Raw genomic sequence first — 19,235 nt, forward strand, 5'->3', positions numbered from 1 at the left:
TCATTTTGTCAGATACCTTCTTATAATAGCGCGAAAATAAAAAGACCACAAGATTCTTTTGAATCTTGTGGTCTTTCTAATGAGCTTTACAAAGCCTTCAAATCTAGTTTAATGGATTGTTCAAAGCATCTTCGGCAGCCATTTGCGCTTCAATATCAGAGATACTGTACACATTTTCGCTTGCTACAACGACTTCTTTAGGTTCCATATTGCGGTAAGTTGCCATACCTGTACCAGCAGGGATGATCTTACCGATGATAACATTTTCTTTCAATCCAAGTAGCGGATCTTTCTTACCGCGAATTGCAGCATCCGTCAAGACACGAGTTGTTTCTTGGAATGATGCAGCAGATAAGAAGCTGTTTGTTTCCAATGAAGCTTTGGTAATACCAAGCAAGACTGGACGAGATGTCGCAGGCGTACCGCCGGCAACCAGTGTATTGTAGTTTTGATCTTTAAAGTCAGCAATATCCAGCAATGTACCTGGCAAGATATCTGTATCGCCTGGGTCCATAACGCGGACTTTACGCAACATTTGACGAACCATTACTTCAATATGTTTATCGCCGATTTCAACCCCTTGCATCCGGTAAACGCGTTGTACTTCACGTAGCAAGTAAGTTTCAACTGAAATCACATCACGCACTTGCAACAAGTGTTTAGGATCGATTGAACCTTCTGTCAAGCGTTCGCCACGGTGAATCAAATCACCTTCAGCGACTTTCATACGGGCAGTATAAGGAACTGTATAGGTACGAGTATCTGTTTCACCCTTAACAGTAACTTCTTTCGAACGAGTCGCAGCGTCTTCAGCGATTTCTACAACTTCACCAGTAACCTCAGTGATAACAGCCAAACCTTTAGGATTACGTGCTTCGAAGATTTCTTGGACACGAGGAAGACCTTGTGTGATATCATCTCCGGCAACCCCACCGGTATGGAATGTACGCATGGTTAACTGAGTACCTGGTTCACCGATTGATTGAGCAGCGATAGTACCAACTGCCTCACCAACTTCAACATCATCGCCAGTTGCCAAGTTACGGCCGTAACAATGTTTACATACACCATGTTTGGTATTACATGTAAAGACTGAGCGAATCGTTAATTTTTCTACGCCGGCGTCAATAAGACGTTTTGCATCAGCTTCACTGATCAGCGCATCAGCAGGTAAAAGAACTTCGCCTGTTTCAGGATGTTTAACAGCTTTTTGTGTATAACGTCCAACTAGACGTTCTTCTAATGATTCGATAATTTCATTGCCTTCACGGATCGCAGAAATTTCCAACCCGCGATCAGTTCCACAATCTTCTTCACGAACGATAACATCTTGGGCAACGTCAACCAAACGACGAGTCAAGTAACCTGAATCGGCTGTCTTCAAGGCGGTATCGGTCATCCCTTTACGAGCCCCGTGAGTCGAGATAAACATTTCCAAGACAGATAGACCTTCACGGAAGTTTGAGATGATCGGCAATTCCATGATTTGTCCATTCGGAGCGGCCATCAGTCCACGCATACCAGCAAGCTGAGTAAAGTTGGAGATGTTACCACGGGCTCCAGAATCAGACATCATGAAGATTGGGTTCTTAGCATCCAATGACTCCATTAGTCGTTGTTGGATTTCATCTTTTGCTGCATTCCAAACAGCGATAACTCGTTCATAACGTTCATCATCAGTGATCAAACCACGACGGAATTGTTTCGTGATCGTGCCGACTTGTTTGTGGGCATTGTCGATGATTTCTTGTTTTTCTGCCAGTGCCATGATATCCGCGATACCAACGGTCATACCAGCCATTGTTGAATGTTTGTATCCTAAGTCTTTCATACGGTCAAGCATCATTGATGTATCAGTGACTTTGAAACGTTTGAAGACTTCAGCGATAATGTTCCCAAGATTTTTCTTCTTGAATGGCAAGATAATTTCTTGTTCTTTGATCGCTGCAGGAATATCGACACCTTTTTCAACAAAATATTTATCAGGTGTGTATTGCGTTAAGTTGAAATCAGTTGGTTCGTTCAAATAAGGGAATTCTTGCGGCATGATCTCGTTGAAAATAATTTTCCCAACAGTCGTGATTAGCATACGCTCTTTTTGTTCTTCAGTGAATGGTTTGTCGCCTAACGTATTAGGGTCAACAGCCACACGTGAATGCAAATGAACATACCCATTGCGCCATGCTAACACAGCTTCATTCATGTCACGGAAGATCATTCCTTCGCCTTCACGGCCTTCTTCTTCCATAGTCAGGTAATAGTTACCTAAGACCATATCTTGAGAAGGCGTAACAACTGGTTTACCATCTTTAGGGTTCAAGATATGTGTTGCCGCAAGCATCAACATACGAGCTTCAGCTTGTGCTTCTTCTCCTAATGGTAAATGGACAGCCATTTGGTCTCCATCGAAATCGGCATTGTAGGCTTCACATACTAGTGGGTGAAGACGGATCGCACGACCTTCAACTAAGATTGGCTCGAATGCTTGGATACCTAATCTATGCAATGTAGGTGCCCGGTTAAGTAAAACAGGATGTTCTCTGATGACTTCTTCTAAAACATCCCAAACAACGTCTTCTTGACGTTCGATTTTACGTTTTGCATTTTTGATATTTGAAGCAATTTCGCGTTGAACCAATTCTTTCATTACGAAAGGTTTGAATAATTCGATCGCCATTTCTTTCGGCAGACCACATTGATACATCTTCAAGAAAGGTCCAACAACGATAACTGAACGAGCAGAGTAATCGACACGTTTACCCAGCAAGTTTTGACGGAAACGACCTTGTTTCCCTTTCAACATGTGAGATAGGGATTTCAATGGGCGGTTACCTGGTCCAGTTACTGGACGGCCGCGACGACCATTATCAATCAAAGCATCAACTGCTTCTTGCAGCATCCGTTTCTCATTTTGAACAATAATATTTGGTGCATTCAAGTCTAACAAACGTTTCAAGCGGTTGTTACGATTGATTACACGACGATATAGGTCATTCAAGTCGGAAGTCGCAAAACGACCACCTTCTAATTGAACCATTGGACGTAGATCTGGCGGGATGACAGGGATAACATCCATGACCATCCAACCTGGAAGATTTCCAGATGAACGGAATGCTTCCAGAACATCTAAACGACGAATCGCACGTGTCCGTTTTTGACCTTGAGCTGTTTTCAACTCTTCTTTTAATTCTGCTGACTCACCATCTAGATCGACTTTATCTAGTAATTGTTTGATCGCTTCAGCACCCATTGCTGCATGAAATTCTTGACCATATTGATCACGTTTTTCACGGTATTCACGTTCAGTCAATAATTGTTTTTTCTCTAGGCTTGTATTACCTGGATCGATTACGACATAAGATGCAAAGTAGATGATTTCTTCCAACGCACGAGGACTCATATCTAATACAAGACCCATCCGAGAAGGAATTCCTTTGAAATACCAGATATGTGTTACAGGCGCTGCTAATTCGATGTGACCCATCCGTTCACGACGAACTTTCGAACGGGTAACTTCAACACCACAACGGTCGCAGACAATTCCTTTATAACGAATCCGTTTGTATTTTCCACAGGCACATTCCCAGTCTTTGGTTGGCCCAAAAATTCTTTCATCGAATAACCCTTCACGTTCAGGTTTCAATGTACGATAGTTAATGGTTTCCGGTTTTTTTACTTCACCGTAAGACCAGCTTCTGATTTTTTCAGGAGAAGCCAAACCTATTTGCATACTTTCGAATTTATTTACATCGATCAAAAGGGTTTCCCTCCATTTCATTTTATCGTAAGTCAGCTAGGAGTTAGCTGACTTACATATGGCAAGTGTGACTCTTATAAGTCTTCGGCAGTTTCGATTTCTTGGATTAAATCAGATTTTTGCTCAGCTTTTTCAGCAACTGCTTGTTCTTCAACTTGTTTTGCAGATTGTTGTTGTTCTGCATATTTCGTCAAAGCGTCAACTGTGATCAAGTCATCATCGTCATCGTCCATGTCTCGCAACTCGATTTCTTTGTCATTAATATCTAAGACTTGCATATCTAAACCAAGAGCTTGTAATTCTTTCACTAATACGCGGAAAGACTCAGGCACACCTGGTTTTGGAATAGGTTCACCTTTGACGATGGCTTCGTAAGTTTTCACACGACCAACCACATCATCTGATTTGTAAGTCAAGATTTCTTGTAAAGTATAAGCTGCACCATACGCTTCTAGTGCCCAAACTTCCATTTCTCCGAAACGTTGTCCACCAAATTGAGCTTTACCACCCAATGGTTGCTGCGTAACAAGAGAGTAAGGTCCGATTGAACGAGCATGCAATTTATCATCGACCATGTGGGCCAATTTAATCATGTACATAACACCAACAGAAATACGATTATCAAATGGTTCCCCTGTACGTCCGTCGTAAAGAACAGTCTTAGCGTCTGCCGCCATACGAGCTTCACGAACAGTTTCCCAAACATCGCTATCTTGCGCGCCATCAAAAACTGGTGTTGCAACATGGATACCTAGTTGACGAGCTGCCATACCTAAGTGTAATTCCAATACTTGCCCAATGTTCATCCGAGATGGTACCCCTAGTGGATTCAACATGATATCAACTGGTGTGCCGTCTGGTAAGAATGGCATATCTTCTTCCGGCATGATCCGAGAAACGACCCCTTTGTTTCCGTGACGGCCGGCCATTTTATCTCCTTCATGGATCTTACGTTTTTGCACGATATATACGCGCACTAACATATTCACACCTGGAGATAATTCGTCGCCTGCTTCACGAGTAAAGATCTTCACATCATGAACGATTCCGCCGCCACCGTGAGGAACACGTAAAGACGTATCGCGAACTTCGCGGGCTTTTTCTCCGAAGATTGCGTGTAACAAGCGTTCTTCAGCAGATAGTTCAGTTACCCCTTTAGGAGTGACTTTACCAACTAATAAATCCCCGTCATGAACTTCGGCACCAATGCGGATAATTCCCATTTCGTCTAAGTTCTTCAATGCGTCTTCCCCAACGTTAGGGATCTCGCGAGTGATTTCTTCAGGTCCTAATTTCGTATCACGTGCTTCTGATTCGTATTCTTCAATATGAATCGAAGTGTAGACATCATCTTTCACCAAGCGACGGCTCATGATGATGGCATCTTCATAGTTATACCCTTCCCAAGTCATGAAGGCTACGACAACGTTTTGACCTAAAGCCAATTCGCCGTTTTCCATTGAAGGTCCGTCAGCTAAGATATCGCCAACATCTACTTTTTCACCTAATCCAACTAATGGACGTTGATTGTAGCTTGTTCCTGAGTTTGAACGGCGGAACTTAGTGATATCGTATTTATCTAATGCGCCATTGTCGCGACGTACACGTACTTCGTGAGCATCAACGAATTCAACAACACCTTCGTTTTTACATAGCAAAGCGGCACCTGAGTCATGCGCTGCTTTGTATTCCATACCAGTACCAACCCATGGAGAACGTGGTTGAATCAACGGTACTGCTTGACGCTGCATGTTGGCACCCATCAAGGCACGGTTGGAGTCATCATTTTCCAAGAAAGGAATACAAGCTGTCGCAACTGCAACTACTTGCTTAGGTGATACGTCCATGTAATCAACTTTATCGATCGTTACTTCCAAGTTTTCAGAAGTGGCACGAGCCATAACGACTTCTTCAACGAATGTTCCGTCATCATTTAACTTACTGTTCGCTTGGGCAACAACATAATGGTCTTCAATATCTGCTGTTAAGTAATCAATTTTATCTGTTACACGGCCAGTTGAACGATCAACCCGGCGGTAAGGTGTTTCAATGAAGCCAAACTTATTGACTTTCGCATAAGAAGCCAAACTGTTGATCAGCCCGATATTGGGACCTTCGGGTGTTTCAATCGGACACATACGGCCATAGTGAGAATAGTGAACGTCTCGAACTTCATAACCGGCACGGTCACGAGTCAAACCACCAGGTCCTAAGGCAGATAGACGACGTTTGTGCGTCAATTCCCCTAGTGGGTTGGTTTGGTCCATGAACTGTGACAACTGAGAAGAACCGAAGAATTCTTTGATACTGGCAACAACTGGACGAATGTTGATCAATTGTTGCGGCGTCAATGTTTCTTGGTCTTGAATTGACATACGTTCGCGAACAACACGTTCCATACGAGCTAACCCGATACGGAATTGATTTTGTAATAATTCACCGACTGAACGGATACGGCGATTTCCTAAATGGTCGATGTCATCGACATTGCCGATACCTTCCATCAAGTTCAAGAAGTAGCTCATTGAGGCAATAATATCGCCTGGTCGAACTGTCCGTACAGAAGAATCAGGATAAGCATTCCCGATTACAGTTACTTCACGTTCTGGATCTTTTGGTGAAAATACTTTAATTACTTGAACCGTCATCGGATCCGTCACAACAGCATCTTCAGATGGGTAGTAAGTGACCGAGTTCAACCCATTTTCCAAGTGAGAGCCAAGTGTCTCTTCCATCACTTGATGAGTAAGAACGGTTCCTTTTTCGACGATGATTTCGCCTGTTTCAGGATCAACCAACGTTTCAGCTAAGGTCAAGTTCAATAGACGTGTTTTAAGGTCCAATTTTTTATTTACTTTGTAACGACCAACATTTGCTAAGTCGTAACGTTTTGGATCGAAGAAACGGGCGGTTAATAAACTACGAGAGCTGTCTGCCGTTTTTGGTTCGCCGGGACGTAAACGTTCGTATACATCTTTCAAACCTTCTTCAGTACGAGAGTCACTTGGGTTTTTGTGCAAGTCTTTCTCGATCGTGTTGCGTAATGATTCGCTTTCTCCAAAGATTTCAAAAATCGTATCATCAGAGCCAAAACCTAATGCACGAACTAACGTGGTCAAAGGAATTTTACGTGTACGGTCGATACGTACATAAGAAATGTCTTTCGCATCTGTTTCCATTTCTAACCATGCGCCACGGTTAGGGATGACTGTTGAGCCAAATCCTTCTTTTCCATTTTTATCCACTTTTCCGTGGAAATAGACGCCTGGAGAGCGAACTAATTGGGAAACGATAACCCGTTCAGCTCCGTTAATGATGAACGTTCCTTGTTCTGTCATTAATGGGAAATCACCAAAGAATACTTCTTGGGATTTGATTTCGCCGGTTTCGCGATTTACTAGACGTAATACAACATGTAATGGTGCAGAATAGTTTGCATCGTGTGAACGAGCCTCTGCTACCGTGTATTTAGGTTCTTTCAATTCATAGTCAACAAATTCAAGTGACAAGTTTCCATTAAAATCTTCAATTGGCAAAATGTCTTCAAACATTTCTCGTAAGCCCTCATCTAAGAACCATTGATAAGAATCTGTTTGAATTTCGATCAAATTCGGTAATTCCAACACTTCACTGATTTGTGCGAAGCTTCTACGTTCTCGGTGTTTTCCGTATTTCACTACGTGTCCAGCCAAGTTCTTCACCCCTCTTAAAAGTTTGAAAACCGATCCGAAGATAAATTACATTTATATTACAGAGATTAAATTACTGTAACACCCGACATTTTTTGCGGCTTTTAGGCAAAAAAAAACCAAAAATAGAACGTTCTCTTGAAAATATTCGCGAGCTTCTACTTTTGTTTCCCTATTTAAAAGCCGGAACGGACAATATTTCGTTCCTGCCTTTTATCAGTTCAGATAGTTTTAGCAACTTATTATGATACACGACGATCATATAAAAGTCAATAGTCTTCTTGCTTGAACCCGCACTCCGCAAACTTTTCTTAAAACTTTCAGTAAGAATCAATTGAGTCAATTCTTTTTACATTTTTGAATATTCAGAATATTCTTCGTTTTATTATTGACATCTCATTTTTCTTAACGTATACTAATCTACATCTTAACAAGTTGGAGGTTGTTCTCATGCTGAACAAACAAAACTCACAACTGAATAACCGCTATTACTTTAGCTATTTTAGATAGGTTTGTATTCATCACGATGGATACAAACAACTTAAGTGTTTTTTGTATCTATGATGGCTAGAGCATTTCGACGTACCAACGGCCGCATAGAGAAATCTAAGTGGCTGAAGAATCATACTATTTTTGTATTCGTATCACCCACTTAGAGTTTCGTCAATTCTAAGCGGGTGATTTTTTTATGAAAAAGGGAGAGAAAATTATGAAAAAAACAGTATTAGCAGGAATTGGTTTGGTAAGTTTATTGATGTTAGGTGCTTGCGGCAGCAAAGAAGCTGACAGCAGCGATGACACAAAAAAAGTAGGTGTCCTACAGTTAGTTGAACATCCCTCTTTGGATAATGCTTATGAAGGTTTCAAAGAAGGTTTAGCGGAGGGTGGCTATAAAGAAGACGATAACCTGAAAATCGACTATCAAAATGCGCAAAACAATCAAGATAATCTTAAAAGTATGAGTGAAAAACTAGTGAAGGATGAGCCTGATCTATTGCTAGGAGTTGCTACCCCAGCCGCTCAATCTTTATTAAATGTAACGACTGAAATACCTATCACGGTTACTGCCGTTACTGATTTAGAAGAAGCAAAATTAGTTAAAAGCGACAAAAAACCTGGTGGAAATGTCACAGGGACAACCGATATGGTTCCGATTGATAAACAAATCGATCTATTATTATCGATCGTTCCTGATGCTAAATCAATCGGAATCATGTATAACGCCGGTGAAGCCAACTCAAAAATCCAAGCCGATCTTGCTGAAAAGGCGTTGAAAAAAGCCGGTGTTGAAGTTAAAACGAAAACTGCTAACACAACGAACGATGTTCAACAAGTCACAGAATCACTAGCTAATGAAACGGACGGAATCTACGTACCGACAGATAATACTTTCGCCAGTGCAGCAGCCGTAATCGGCGATGTAGTAAAAGAAAAGAAAATCCCATTGGTCGCAGGTTCAACAGAACAAATCGATGGTGGTGGATTGGCAACTGTGGGGATCGACTACAAATCACTTGGTAAACAAACAGGTAAAATGGCTGCCAAAATTTTGGATGGTGATGCAAAACCTGAAGATACACCTGTTGAATCAGCTGACACACTAAAATTAGTTGTTAATAAAGATATGGCGGAGGCCTTAGGAATTGATCCAGATAGTATTAAAGAACCAAAATAAAGAAATTATTTAGAACAGCACCACAGAGAAAGAAGGAAGAATCATGAATGTTATCACTCTGTTATTATCAGCGACGTCACAAGGTATGCTCTGGTCATTATTGGCCATTGGAGTTTACATGACTTTTCGAATTTTAGATATTGCCGATCTGACCGCCGAGGGAAGCTTTCCTTTGGGCGGCGGGATCGCGGCGATTGGCATCGTTAATGGTATACATCCAGTCCTCGCGACTTTGTTAGCCTTTGGCGGGGGAATGTTAGCTGGTCTCGTTACCGGTATCCTGAATACAAAATTTAAAATTCCTGCACTGCTTGCTGGGATCATTACCATGACCGGTCTATACTCCATTACTTCTCGGGTAATGGGGGCACCTAATATTGCTTTACTAGGAGAAAGCACTATTTTCACAGCTGCACAAGACATGGGATTAACTAAGAATAATGCCGTTATTCTAGTTGGTCTATTGATTGTCCTGCTGGTTATCTTACTGCTAGTTCTATTTTTCAGAACTGAGATCGGATTAGCCGTTCGAGCAACCGGTGACAACCCAGATATGAGTGAGGCAAATGGGATCAAAACAGAAAATATGAAATTAGTAGGTTATATGATCTCGAATGGCAGCATCGCACTTTCAGGCGCTCTATTAGCACAAAATAACGGCTTTGCCGATTTGAACGCAGGTGTGGGGACGATTGTTATTGGGTTGGCCTCGATTATCATCGCAGAAGTTCTGCTTCATAATAAGCCGATCCTTATCCGTTTGATTACGATTGTCGCTGGAGCAATTATTTACCGCTTCATTCTGGCCTTAGTATTCGAAATGAACGTCGAGCCGACCGATTCTAAGTTGGCTTCAGCAATTGTCTTAGTTATTTGTTTATCCTTACCGCAAATTCGTTCAAAATTCACCTTAAAAACAAAAAAGAAAGGGGCAGATACAGATGAAACCAGTCTTAAGAATCAATAATCTTCATCAATATTTTGAGCGCGGAACAGTTAATGAAAATCATGTATTGCGCGGAATCAACCTAAGTCTTGCCCCAGGAGAATTTGTTACAATCATCGGTGGAAATGGTGCAGGTAAATCGACCTTATTGAATAGTGTCGCCGGTACTTTGCCGATCGAAGAAGGTAAAATGTTTTTGAATGAAGAAGACATTACAAAACAATCTGTTACACGTCGTTCAAAAAAAATCGGCCGTGTCTTCCAAGATCCTAAGATGGGGACCGCTGTCCGTTTATCTGTAGAAGAAAATTTGGCACTAGCGATGAAGCGTGGACACAAGCGTGGTTTCTCCCTAGGTGTAAAAAGTAAAGATCGTAGTTTCTTCCAAGAACAATTAGCAATGCTGAATCTGAATTTGGAAAATCGATTAGATGCGGAAATTGGTTTGCTTTCTGGTGGACAACGTCAAGCGATCACATTACTAATGGCGACATTGCAGCGCCCAGATCTAATTTTACTTGATGAACATACAGCAGCACTCGATCCGAAGACTTCGCTAACTGTTATGGAGTTGACCGAACGCTTGATCCGCGAACAAGAACTGACAGCATTCATGGTCACACATAATATGGAAGATGCCATTCGTTACGGCAATCGCATCATTATGTTGCACCAGGGACAAATTGCATTAGATCTTAATCAAGCAGAAAAGAAAAATTTGACGGTACCAAAATTGATGGAACTTTTTCATCAAAACTCGGGTGTCGAACTCAAAGACGATGCCTTGTTACTAAGCTGATTTTAAGTGTTAATCACCTTCCTTCTCGCAGGCTACTTTTATGTAGCCTGTTTTTTTGTTACACTGAAAAAGAAAAAATAAGATATCGACTCAACTAAATTATAAGTAACAGGAACATAATTGTTCCTTCATGAAGCTAGATATCCTAAAAATCAAGGAGGCCTTTCTTTGGCTACAAAAGAAAAAGTTTTGGCACACTTAAAAGCAACCGAAAACATTCTATCCGGAGAAGCCTTAGCCCAAGAGTTAGGGGTGTCTCGTACCGCTATCTGGAAAGCGATCAAAGAATTAGAAAAAAAAGGCTATCAGATCCAACATTTAGCGAATGGCTATCGCTACCGTCCTTCTGATATTTTAGATGAGAAAGAAATTCAGGAACATATCCAGCATCCCATTGATGTAACCGTATTAGAAACATCTGCTTCAACTATGAAAGATGCCCAGCTTGCTGTATTAGAAGGCAAAAAAACACCGCTATTGATTGTGGCTGACATGCAAGAAGCACCACGAGGTCGTTTCAATCGACCATTTTTTGCCGCAAAACAACAAGGCATCTATATGAGTTTGTTACTGGAACCTAAAGAACAGTTACAAGAATTACCGCAATATACAATTTTGATGGCTGTCGCCGTCGCAGAAGCAATCGATGAATTATTGGGTGTGGATAGTCAGATTAAATGGGTCAATGATATTTACTTGAATCAGAAAAAAGTAGCTGGTATTTTGTCAGAAGCAATGACCGACGTCGAATCCAATTCATTAAACTATATCATCATCGGTATGGGAATTAACTTCTCCATTCCACAAGAAAACTATCCTGCCGAATTACAAGAAAAGGCGACTTCGTTATTCTCTGATCGTGCAGCGACAACTACACGAAACCAATTGATCAGCAATATTTGGAATCGCTTCTTTGCTTTATTAGCCGATCAACGAACCTTTCTTGATACCTATCGAAAGAAATCATTCGTTTTAGGCAAGAAAATTACGTTCACACGTAAAAACCAATCCTATCTTGGAACAGCCATCGCCATCACTGAAACAGGTGAGTTAGTGGTCGATTTAGGCAGCGAAAAGGTCACTCTCTCTTCAGGGGAAATCAGTTTAAGTTCAATTCAATAAACATAAAAAAAGATGTGCCAAATGCGGCACATCTTTTTTTATTACTATCGCATTGTTACAAATTCCTCGCTGCCAGTTGGGTGGATTGCAACAGTATCATCGAAGTCTTTTTTAGTTGCACCCATTTTAATTGCTACTGCAAATCCCTGCAACATTTCGTCAACACCAACACCAATAGCGTGTAACCCAATAATTTTTTCTTCTTCCCCTAGACAAATCAATTTCATATCACATTTTTGACGATAGTCGCTTAACGCAAAATACATCGGTGTGAAACGAGAATGATAGATTTTGATTTGATCTTTTCCATAACGTTCAATCGCAGTTTCTTCAGATAAACCGATCGTCGCGATGGTTGGATGCGTAAAGATTACTGTAGGTACATTTTCATAATCTAAAAATTCTTCTGACTTGCCATTAAAAATGCGTTCTGACAAATGGCGCCCCGCCGCAATGGCTACAGGAGTCAAATCAATTTTGCCGATTACATCACCTACCGCATAAATACCGTCACTTGTAGTATTTTGGAATTTATCTACAATCACAAATCCCTTTTCGTTTAAGGTCACCGCAGTATTTTCCAAGCCTAATTTATCGGTATTCGGTACTCGTCCGCCAGCGAATAAGATTTTATCTCCTGTTAAAGTATTCCCATTTTCAAAATAGACCGTATATGTTCCGTCTGTATTATGTTTGATCTCTTTCGCTACATGATGATCGTAAAGCTTCATCTTATTTTCACGATAGATCTCCACTAAATTGTCCGCCAACATATGATCGAAAGTCCGTAGTGGACGTCCATGGCGAAAAGCCCAATGAACCTGAGTTCCCATCCCCTGCAAGACGCCGCTCAATTCTGCTGCAATATACCCTGCGCCAAGAACAACTACTTCTTTCGGCTGTTCGGTTAATTCAAAAAACCCGTTAGAATCAATAGCGAACTCACCACCAGGAATCGTCATCTGACTCGGACGACCTCCCGTTGCGATCAAAATATTTGGTGCAGTATATTCTTCACTGTTCACACTAACAACATGATCTGACTTAAATGTCGCATAACCTTCGATACGTTCTACATTATTACTCTCAAGTCCTCGATAATATGCACCATGTAAAAAATCAATATATTTTTCACGTCGTGCAACTAGTTCTTTAAAATCAAACTTTTCAATATTTGCTTGAACGCCATAACTCGGTGCATCTCGTTCAATCATCTCTAGCATACTGCTAGCTTGCCACATTACCTTTTTGGGAACACAGCCAACATTCACACACGTTCCACCGATTTTATTTCCCTCAATTAATAAAACCTTTGCTCCGTGCATACCGGCGCGATTAGCTGAAGCGATCCCGCCACTTCCTCCGCCAACGACGATGTAATCAAATTCTTTCATTCATCTGCCTCCTAGTTCTTACTAATGAGTATCTATTTTAACTACGCATATCATCCTATTAAATCCGCAAGTAACACTAAAATTCTCAATCTCAATACTTTTATTCTAATACATTCCGGCAAAAAAGAATCACTTTTTGCCCTGCCAGTTCAAAATTAAGTATATTTGGATTCTCTTCACCCATCATTATTCTAAAGTTTTCTTCCATCGGCCGTATTAAACGAATCGTTACACTCGCGGACTCAACCTTAGGCATAATGAATATCGGGCAAAAAAAGACTAAGAAATTCTCAGTCTTTTTTCTTTCGAATCATATCTCCAGGTTGAACGGGTTGAGCAACCGGCATCGTTAAAACCATCATTGGATTCGGCGCGCGGTCAATTGATTCACCTTCATCATTTTTCATCTCAGTAATCGTTTGGTCAAAATGATGGAAATTAGGTCCATAAAATTCAATCTCATCGCCGATTGAAAAATGGTTCCGCTGACGAACGGTCGCGATTCCGCTAGCTTCGTCATAACTTAAAACTTCCCCGATAAATTTATAGACAGGAATTTTTCGGCGCGGTCCAAATAATTGTTCATTTTCTGTCGGTACATGATAATAAAAGCCGGTCGCTAATTCTCGTTGCGCGACTTTCCATAACTCGTCAATCCACTCTTGTTTGCAGACATAATTTTCTGGATCAGCAATATAGCTGTCAACCGCAGCCTTATAGACATTTGATACGGTCGAAACATAATGAATGGATTTCATCCGTCCTTCGATCTTCAAGCTGTCGACACCATTCTCAATCAAATCTGGAATGTGTTCAATCATAGACATGTCCACAGCGCTCATAGAAAATTCTTCCGTCACATCTCCATTTTCGGTCATTGAACGATGTTCTTGCGCAAACGGCATATCGAACAATTCATACTTCCAGCGACATGATTGTGAACACCCACCACGGTTTGCATCCCGCATTGACATGTGATTCGATAAAGTACAACGACCTGAATAAGAAATACACATCGCACCATGAATGAACGCTTCAATTTGAATATCTGTATTGCGGCGAATTTCCGCTAATTCTTCCATTGAAACTTCACGAGCTAGAACAACCCGTTCCAAACCCTCATTTTGCCAAAATTTCAATGTCTCCGCATTTGTTGCTGAGGCTTGTGTAGATAAGTGGATTTCCAATCCTGGTGCCTCTGTCGCGCAAATCTCAATCAATGCTGGGTCAGAAATGATCACTGCGGAGATTCCGATATCTCTTAATTTCTTAAAAAAATCTCCCGCACCCTTTTCATTGCCCTCATGTGTCACCATATTGGCAGCTACATAAACTTTCGCACCGTATTCGTTGGCAAAAGCTACACCTTCTTCCATCTCTTCAAATGAAAAATTTCCAGCTCTGGAACGTAGTCCATAAGCATCCCCACCAATATATACTGCATCCGCACCGTAATGAATCGCGGTTTTTAATTTTTCCAGTGTCCCGGCTGGTGCTAAAACCTCTGGCCGTTTTAATTTTCTTTCTGTCATGTTGCTGCTCCTATTTAATCGCTGTTGGGTCTAAATGGTAAAAACCGGTGTCCATTCCTCGACCAGCAGGATGGTATTTTTTTATTTCTTTTTGCGCATCAACCGCCGTCGCTTCATCCCAAGAATTCGTTTCTAGCGCAGCTTTTGCTGATACAAAGATTTTTGCAATGGCTACAAAATTCGCACCTGGCGTAAACAAACCATCTAATTTCCATGTTTGATACCCCGTTTGATTCAATTCAGCTACTTCACTAATCAAATTTAAATCATTATCAGCAAAGATATGAGTTCCATGTTGATCTTCATAAATCGAATAATGAGTTTCTGCTTTTTTCGGTTCAGAAATAAAAAGACCACGCTCTTTTGAAGTATTTTCCGTTTGCTTTGTATAATTGAAATAATTATCTAACAACGGCCTTTTTGATTGATGGATACATGTTGCACCGTATACTAATACTTCCACTGGTACATCGACGTGCTCTCTCAAACGCTGCATTTCCTCAAAGGGAACTTCACGAGCTAAGACTGCGCCAACCGCGCCTTTCTTTTGCCAAAAATTAATTTGTCGTGCATTGGTCACTAAGGTTTCCGCATCATAAATGTACGGCAAATCATATTCTTGCAATAAATAAATTACACCAGTATCACCGACAACTACATGATCTGGTTTAACTTCCGCTAAAAAAGCCAAGTATTCTGGAATTTTTTTCATCTTATCCGGATGCATAATTCCATTGATTGCGACATTCACTTTTTTCCCTTGATCATGTGCCAATTTAATTAGCGCTCTTTGTTCCTCACGCGAGAAAGAGTACGGCAATCGCAACCCAAAATCCTCTTCCCCTATGTATAAAGTATCTACGCCAGCAGCTAGTAACTCTTCGGCCTGCCCCATTGACTCTGCCGTCGTGATTAATTCGATCATAGTATGTCCCCCTAGTTCATGATGATAAGAACTCATTCAGTCAAAAAAATAAACTCTCGATGTAGATCAGATAAATAAAAATTTCCAACACCAAAGTAAGTTTACTTCTTCATCTATTGTAAAAATGAAACTAACAAACTTAGGTTAGCATCGTTTTAGACTTTCCCATACTATCATAAGCTTCTAAAAGATTCCAACCGAGTATACATAAAAAAGAGGATGACATAAGCGTGCCATCCTCTGATTCATTAAACCTTTTCTGGTATTTTTTCTTCTTTAGTATTCTTCACAGTTAATGTGATCTTACCTTTGCTGGCCCCAATTGTTACTGCATCTCCCAGTTGGATCTGACCAGACAACAGCGCTTCAGCTAGTCGATCTTCAATTTCTTTTTGTAGTGCTCGACGAATTGGTCTTGCACCATATTCTGGATCGAAACCAACTTTCCCGATTACATCATATGCCGCTGCGGTAATTCTCACTTTGATCTCATGCTCTTTCATACGATCTAGAACAGAACGACTCATAATTTTTACGATCTCGTGAATCTGCTCTTGATCCAATGACTTGAATACCACCGTTTCATCAATACGGTTAATAAATTCTGGTCGGAAAGCTTTTTTCAATTCTTCAAGAATTCGTTTTTCCATGGCCGCATGATCTTTCGTAATATCTTTTACATTAAATCCAACATTTTTTTCTTCGCGAATCTCAGTTGCTCCAATATTTGAAGTCATAATCAAGATGGTATTACGAAAATCCACTTTTCGACCTTTAGAGTCTGTCAAATGACCATCATCTAACACTTGAAGTAAAATATTGAAAACATCCGGATGAGCTTTCTCCACTTCGTCCAATAGAATTACTGAGTAAGGTTTTTGACGAATTTTTTCCGTCAACTGTCCGCCTTCTTCGTAACCGACATAGCCTGGAGGAGAACCGATTAAACGGCTGGTACTATATTTTTCCATGTATTCAGACATATCTACTCGGATCAAAGCCTCTTCGCTACCAAACATTGCTTCAGCTAAAGCTTTAGCCAACTCCGTTTTTCCGACACCTGTTGGGCCCAAGAACATAAATGAGCCAATTGGGCGATTTGGATCTTTCAATCCGCTGCGAGCTCGACGAATTGCTCGAGAAATTGCTGTGACCGCTTCTTCTTGTCCGACTACTCGTTTATGCAATACTTTTTCCAAATCCAATAAACGTTGACTTTCCTTTTTCTCTAATTGTTGCAAAGGAACTCCAGTCCATTGAGAGACAACAGATGCTACATCTTCATCAGTTACTTGATCAATATAGCCATTTTCTTGCTTAGCAGCTTTAACTTTTGCTTGTTCTAGCGTTTCAGATAACTGTTTTTCACGTAAACGAAAACGTGCTGCCGATTCAAAATCTTGATTTTGAATAGCCTTTTCTTTATCAGCTACTAATTCCTGTACCTCATCTTCTAATTCTGATAACTCAGAAACTTCATCAGTCGAATCCAAACGTACTTTAGCGGAAGACTCATCCATCAGGTCAATCGCTTTATCGGGTAATTGTCTAGAATTAATGTAACGAACGGATAATGAGACTGCAGCATGCAAAGCTTCATCGGTAATTTCTACACCATGATGTTCTTCATAACGTGGGCGCAAACCTTTCAAGATTTCTTCCGCTTCTTCAGGTGTTGGTTCTTCTACTTGCACCCGAGCAAAACGACGTTCTAGAGCAGAATCTTTTTCAATATACTTTTGATATTCATCTAACGTTGTCGCGCCAATTGTTTGTAGCTCGCCACGAGCCAATGCAGGTTTTAAAATATTCGAGGCATCAATCGCACCTTCAGCCCCACCAGCTCCAATCAGAGTGTGCAACTCATCAATAAATAAGATAATTTGACCATCATGATAAATTTCATCGATCACTTTTTTCAAGCGATCTTCAAATTCACCGCGATATTTTGTACCAGCAACTAGTGCTCCCATATCCAACATCATCAGACGTTTTCCACGCATGTCAGTTGGTACATCACCAGAAATGATCCGTTGCGCCAAACCTTCAACTATAGCTGTTTTACCAACACCTGGTTCTCCAACCAGCACCGGATTATTTTTTGTCCGACGACTCAAAATTTGAACAACGCGCCGAACCTCACTATCTCGACCCACTACAGGATCTAACCTTTTTTCTCGAGCTAATTTCGTTAGGTCACGAGCTAGACCATCCAAAGTCGGCGTTCCTTGTGAATTGCTTTGAACTGCCTTTGCAGGAGCTTTTCGACGACTGCCCGTTCCTTGGCTTGCATTTGATGTCTCGTTTACGCCCATTTTCTTCAATAAAAGTTGGCGCATCTTAGGCAGACTTAAACCTAAATTCACTAAAATGTGCGAAGCCAAGATTTCATCGTCGCGTAACAAACCTAATAAGATATGTTCCGTTCCAACTAATTTTGCATTAAAACGTTTCGCTTCATCATCCGCAAAAATCAAGATTTGTTTTGCTCTTGGAGAATAGGGAAGATAGCCGCCTTCAGGATAAGATTTCACTGAGCCGTAACCAGTCATATGTTCAATCTCTTCACGAATATCATTTTCACTTGAATTCATCTGACGTAGTGTCTTACCCGCAATCCCTTGCTGTTCAATTACTAACGCTAACAATAGATGCTCAGAACCAACCGAGCGATGTTTAAAATACTTAGCCTCTTGTTGCGCAATAGCTAATACTGCCTTTGCACGTTCTGTGTAAAGCTGATCCATATCCCTCACTCCTTTTTCTCATAACTTAGACGTTCCAAGAACCCATGAAGAATTCTCGCACGTAGTCTATTTTCAATTTGACTGATACCAAGAACATTTTTTGATACCGCACTTAACATTAAATTACCTTCATTTTCTGTAATAATTTCCTCTTCAAATAATTTCTGAATTATCCCAAAAGCATTTGCTTCCGATATTTCGCTGCCAAAAGAGTCCATTAATTGTTCCAAAAAGTAATGCTGATCAGAAATCTTAACTTTACTAATTCGAATATAGCCGCCGCCACCTCGTTTACTCTCGACCAAATAACCTCGTTGAAAAGTAAAACGCGTATTAATCACATAATTTATTTGTGAAGGCACACAGTTAAATAACTGTGCCATCTCAGCTCTTCGAATTTCGATTATTTCACTATTCTCTAAAATATCCTTCAAGTAAGATTCGATCAAATCAGAGGTATTTCTACTCATAATATCTCCTCCTATTGACTATTCCTGACCATAATTATAGCGAATTTAGAGCGTGAAATAAAGAAGAAAGCCTTTCTTTAAATTAAGATAAAAAAAAAGAAGGTTTTCACCTTCTTTTTAATCGGGAAGACAGGATTCGAACCTGCGACACCTTGGTCCCAAACCAAGTACTCTACCAA

11 protein-coding genes are annotated in these 19,235 nt (G+C 40.7%); 4 read left to right on the forward strand and 7 right to left on the reverse strand.

The annotated features are described in order from the left end of the window. Positions 1 to 103: 103 nt before the first annotated feature. Both rpoC and rpoB read right to left on the reverse strand, forming a co-directional pair. The gene (gene rpoC / locus PGP85_RS12100; protein ID WP_010741388.1) at positions 104 to 3,757 is read right to left on the reverse strand and encodes a DNA-directed RNA polymerase subunit beta'; all 3,654 of its coding nucleotides are present in this window, start codon (positions 3,755 to 3,757) and stop codon (positions 104 to 106) included. Positions 3,758 to 3,831: 74 nt separating this feature from the next. After that, positions 3,832 to 7,458, reverse strand: a complete 3,627-nt coding sequence (gene rpoB, locus PGP85_RS12105) for a DNA-directed RNA polymerase subunit beta (RefSeq protein WP_270327711.1) — start codon at positions 7,456 to 7,458, stop codon at positions 3,832 to 3,834. A gap of 697 nt (positions 7,459 to 8,155) precedes the next feature. Here rpoB and PGP85_RS12110 point away from each other — a divergent pair. The 4 genes from PGP85_RS12110 to PGP85_RS12125 all read left to right on the forward strand — a co-directional run bounded on the left by PGP85_RS12110 (position 8,156) and on the right by PGP85_RS12125 (position 11,988). Further along, positions 8,156 to 9,121 (forward strand): ABC transporter substrate-binding protein, encoded by a 966-nt coding sequence (locus tag PGP85_RS12110; RefSeq protein ID WP_010741390.1) that lies wholly within the window; start codon positions 8,156 to 8,158, stop codon positions 9,119 to 9,121. Positions 9,122 to 9,164: 43 nt separating this feature from the next. Beyond that, entirely contained in the window at positions 9,165 to 10,088 is a 924-nt protein-coding gene (locus PGP85_RS12115) for an ABC transporter permease (protein WP_270327713.1), read from the forward strand. Continuing rightward, positions 10,063 to 10,866 carry an ABC transporter ATP-binding protein gene (locus PGP85_RS12120; protein ID WP_270327715.1) on the forward strand — a complete coding sequence of 268 codons (804 nt, stop codon included), beginning with the start codon at positions 10,063 to 10,065 and terminating at the stop codon, positions 10,864 to 10,866. The genes PGP85_RS12115 and PGP85_RS12120 overlap by 26 nt, the downstream gene beginning before the upstream one ends. 168 nt (positions 10,867 to 11,034) lie before the next feature. Then, on the forward strand, positions 11,035 to 11,988 hold the full coding sequence (locus tag PGP85_RS12125) for a biotin--[acetyl-CoA-carboxylase] ligase (protein WP_010741393.1): 954 nt from the start codon (positions 11,035 to 11,037) through the stop codon (positions 11,986 to 11,988). A 44-nt stretch (positions 11,989 to 12,032) separates the two neighbouring features. Here PGP85_RS12125 and gor read toward each other — a convergent pair whose 3' ends face one another. The 5 genes from gor to PGP85_RS12150 all read right to left on the reverse strand — a co-directional run bounded on the left by gor (position 12,033) and on the right by PGP85_RS12150 (position 19,059). Continuing rightward, positions 12,033 to 13,382, reverse strand: coding sequence for a glutathione-disulfide reductase (gene gor, locus PGP85_RS12130; RefSeq protein WP_010741394.1), 1,350 nt, complete (start codon positions 13,380 to 13,382; stop codon positions 12,033 to 12,035). 290 nt (positions 13,383 to 13,672) lie between these two features. Then, entirely contained in the window at positions 13,673 to 14,914 is a 1,242-nt protein-coding gene (locus tag PGP85_RS12135) for a peptidase U32 family protein (RefSeq protein WP_010741395.1), read from the reverse strand. A 10-nt stretch (positions 14,915 to 14,924) separates the two neighbouring features. After that, positions 14,925 to 15,839, reverse strand: coding sequence for a peptidase U32 family protein (locus PGP85_RS12140; protein ID WP_010741396.1), 915 nt, complete (start codon positions 15,837 to 15,839; stop codon positions 14,925 to 14,927). A 248-nt stretch (positions 15,840 to 16,087) separates the two neighbouring features. After that, the gene (locus PGP85_RS12145) at positions 16,088 to 18,586 is read right to left on the reverse strand and encodes an ATP-dependent Clp protease ATP-binding subunit (protein WP_010741397.1); all 2,499 of its coding nucleotides are present in this window, start codon (positions 18,584 to 18,586) and stop codon (positions 16,088 to 16,090) included. Between the two features lie 5 nt (positions 18,587 to 18,591). Further along, positions 18,592 to 19,059: a CtsR family transcriptional regulator gene (locus PGP85_RS12150; protein WP_269208789.1), complete on the reverse strand. Its 468-nt coding sequence runs from the start codon at positions 19,057 to 19,059 to the stop codon at positions 18,592 to 18,594. Between the last annotated feature and the right edge of the window lie 176 nt (positions 19,060 to 19,235).

Source organism: Enterococcus malodoratus, from assembly GCF_027659535.1.
Classification (GTDB): Bacteria; Bacillota; Bacilli; order Lactobacillales; family Enterococcaceae; genus Enterococcus_A; species Enterococcus_A malodoratus.

Coding starts and splice junctions, on each gene's coding strand:
- PGP85_RS12110 (WP_010741390.1), top strand. CDS start 8,156: ATGAAAAAAACAGTATTAGCAGGAATTGGTTTGGTAAGTTTATTGATG.
- PGP85_RS12115 (WP_270327713.1), top strand. CDS start 9,165: ATGAATGTTATCACTCTGTTATTATCAGCGACGTCACAAGGTATGCTC.
- PGP85_RS12145 (WP_010741397.1), bottom strand. CDS start 18,586: ATGGATCAGCTTTACACAGAACGTGCAAAGGCAGTATTAGCTATTGCG.
- PGP85_RS12135 (WP_010741395.1), bottom strand. CDS start 14,914: ATGACAGAAAGAAAATTAAAACGGCCAGAGGTTTTAGCACCAGCCGGG.
- gor (WP_010741394.1), bottom strand. CDS start 13,382: ATGAAAGAATTTGATTACATCGTCGTTGGCGGAGGAAGTGGCGGGATC.
- PGP85_RS12120 (WP_270327715.1), top strand. CDS start 10,063: ATGAAACCAGTCTTAAGAATCAATAATCTTCATCAATATTTTGAGCGC.
- PGP85_RS12140 (WP_010741396.1), bottom strand. CDS start 15,839: ATGATCGAATTAATCACGACGGCAGAGTCAATGGGGCAGGCCGAAGAG.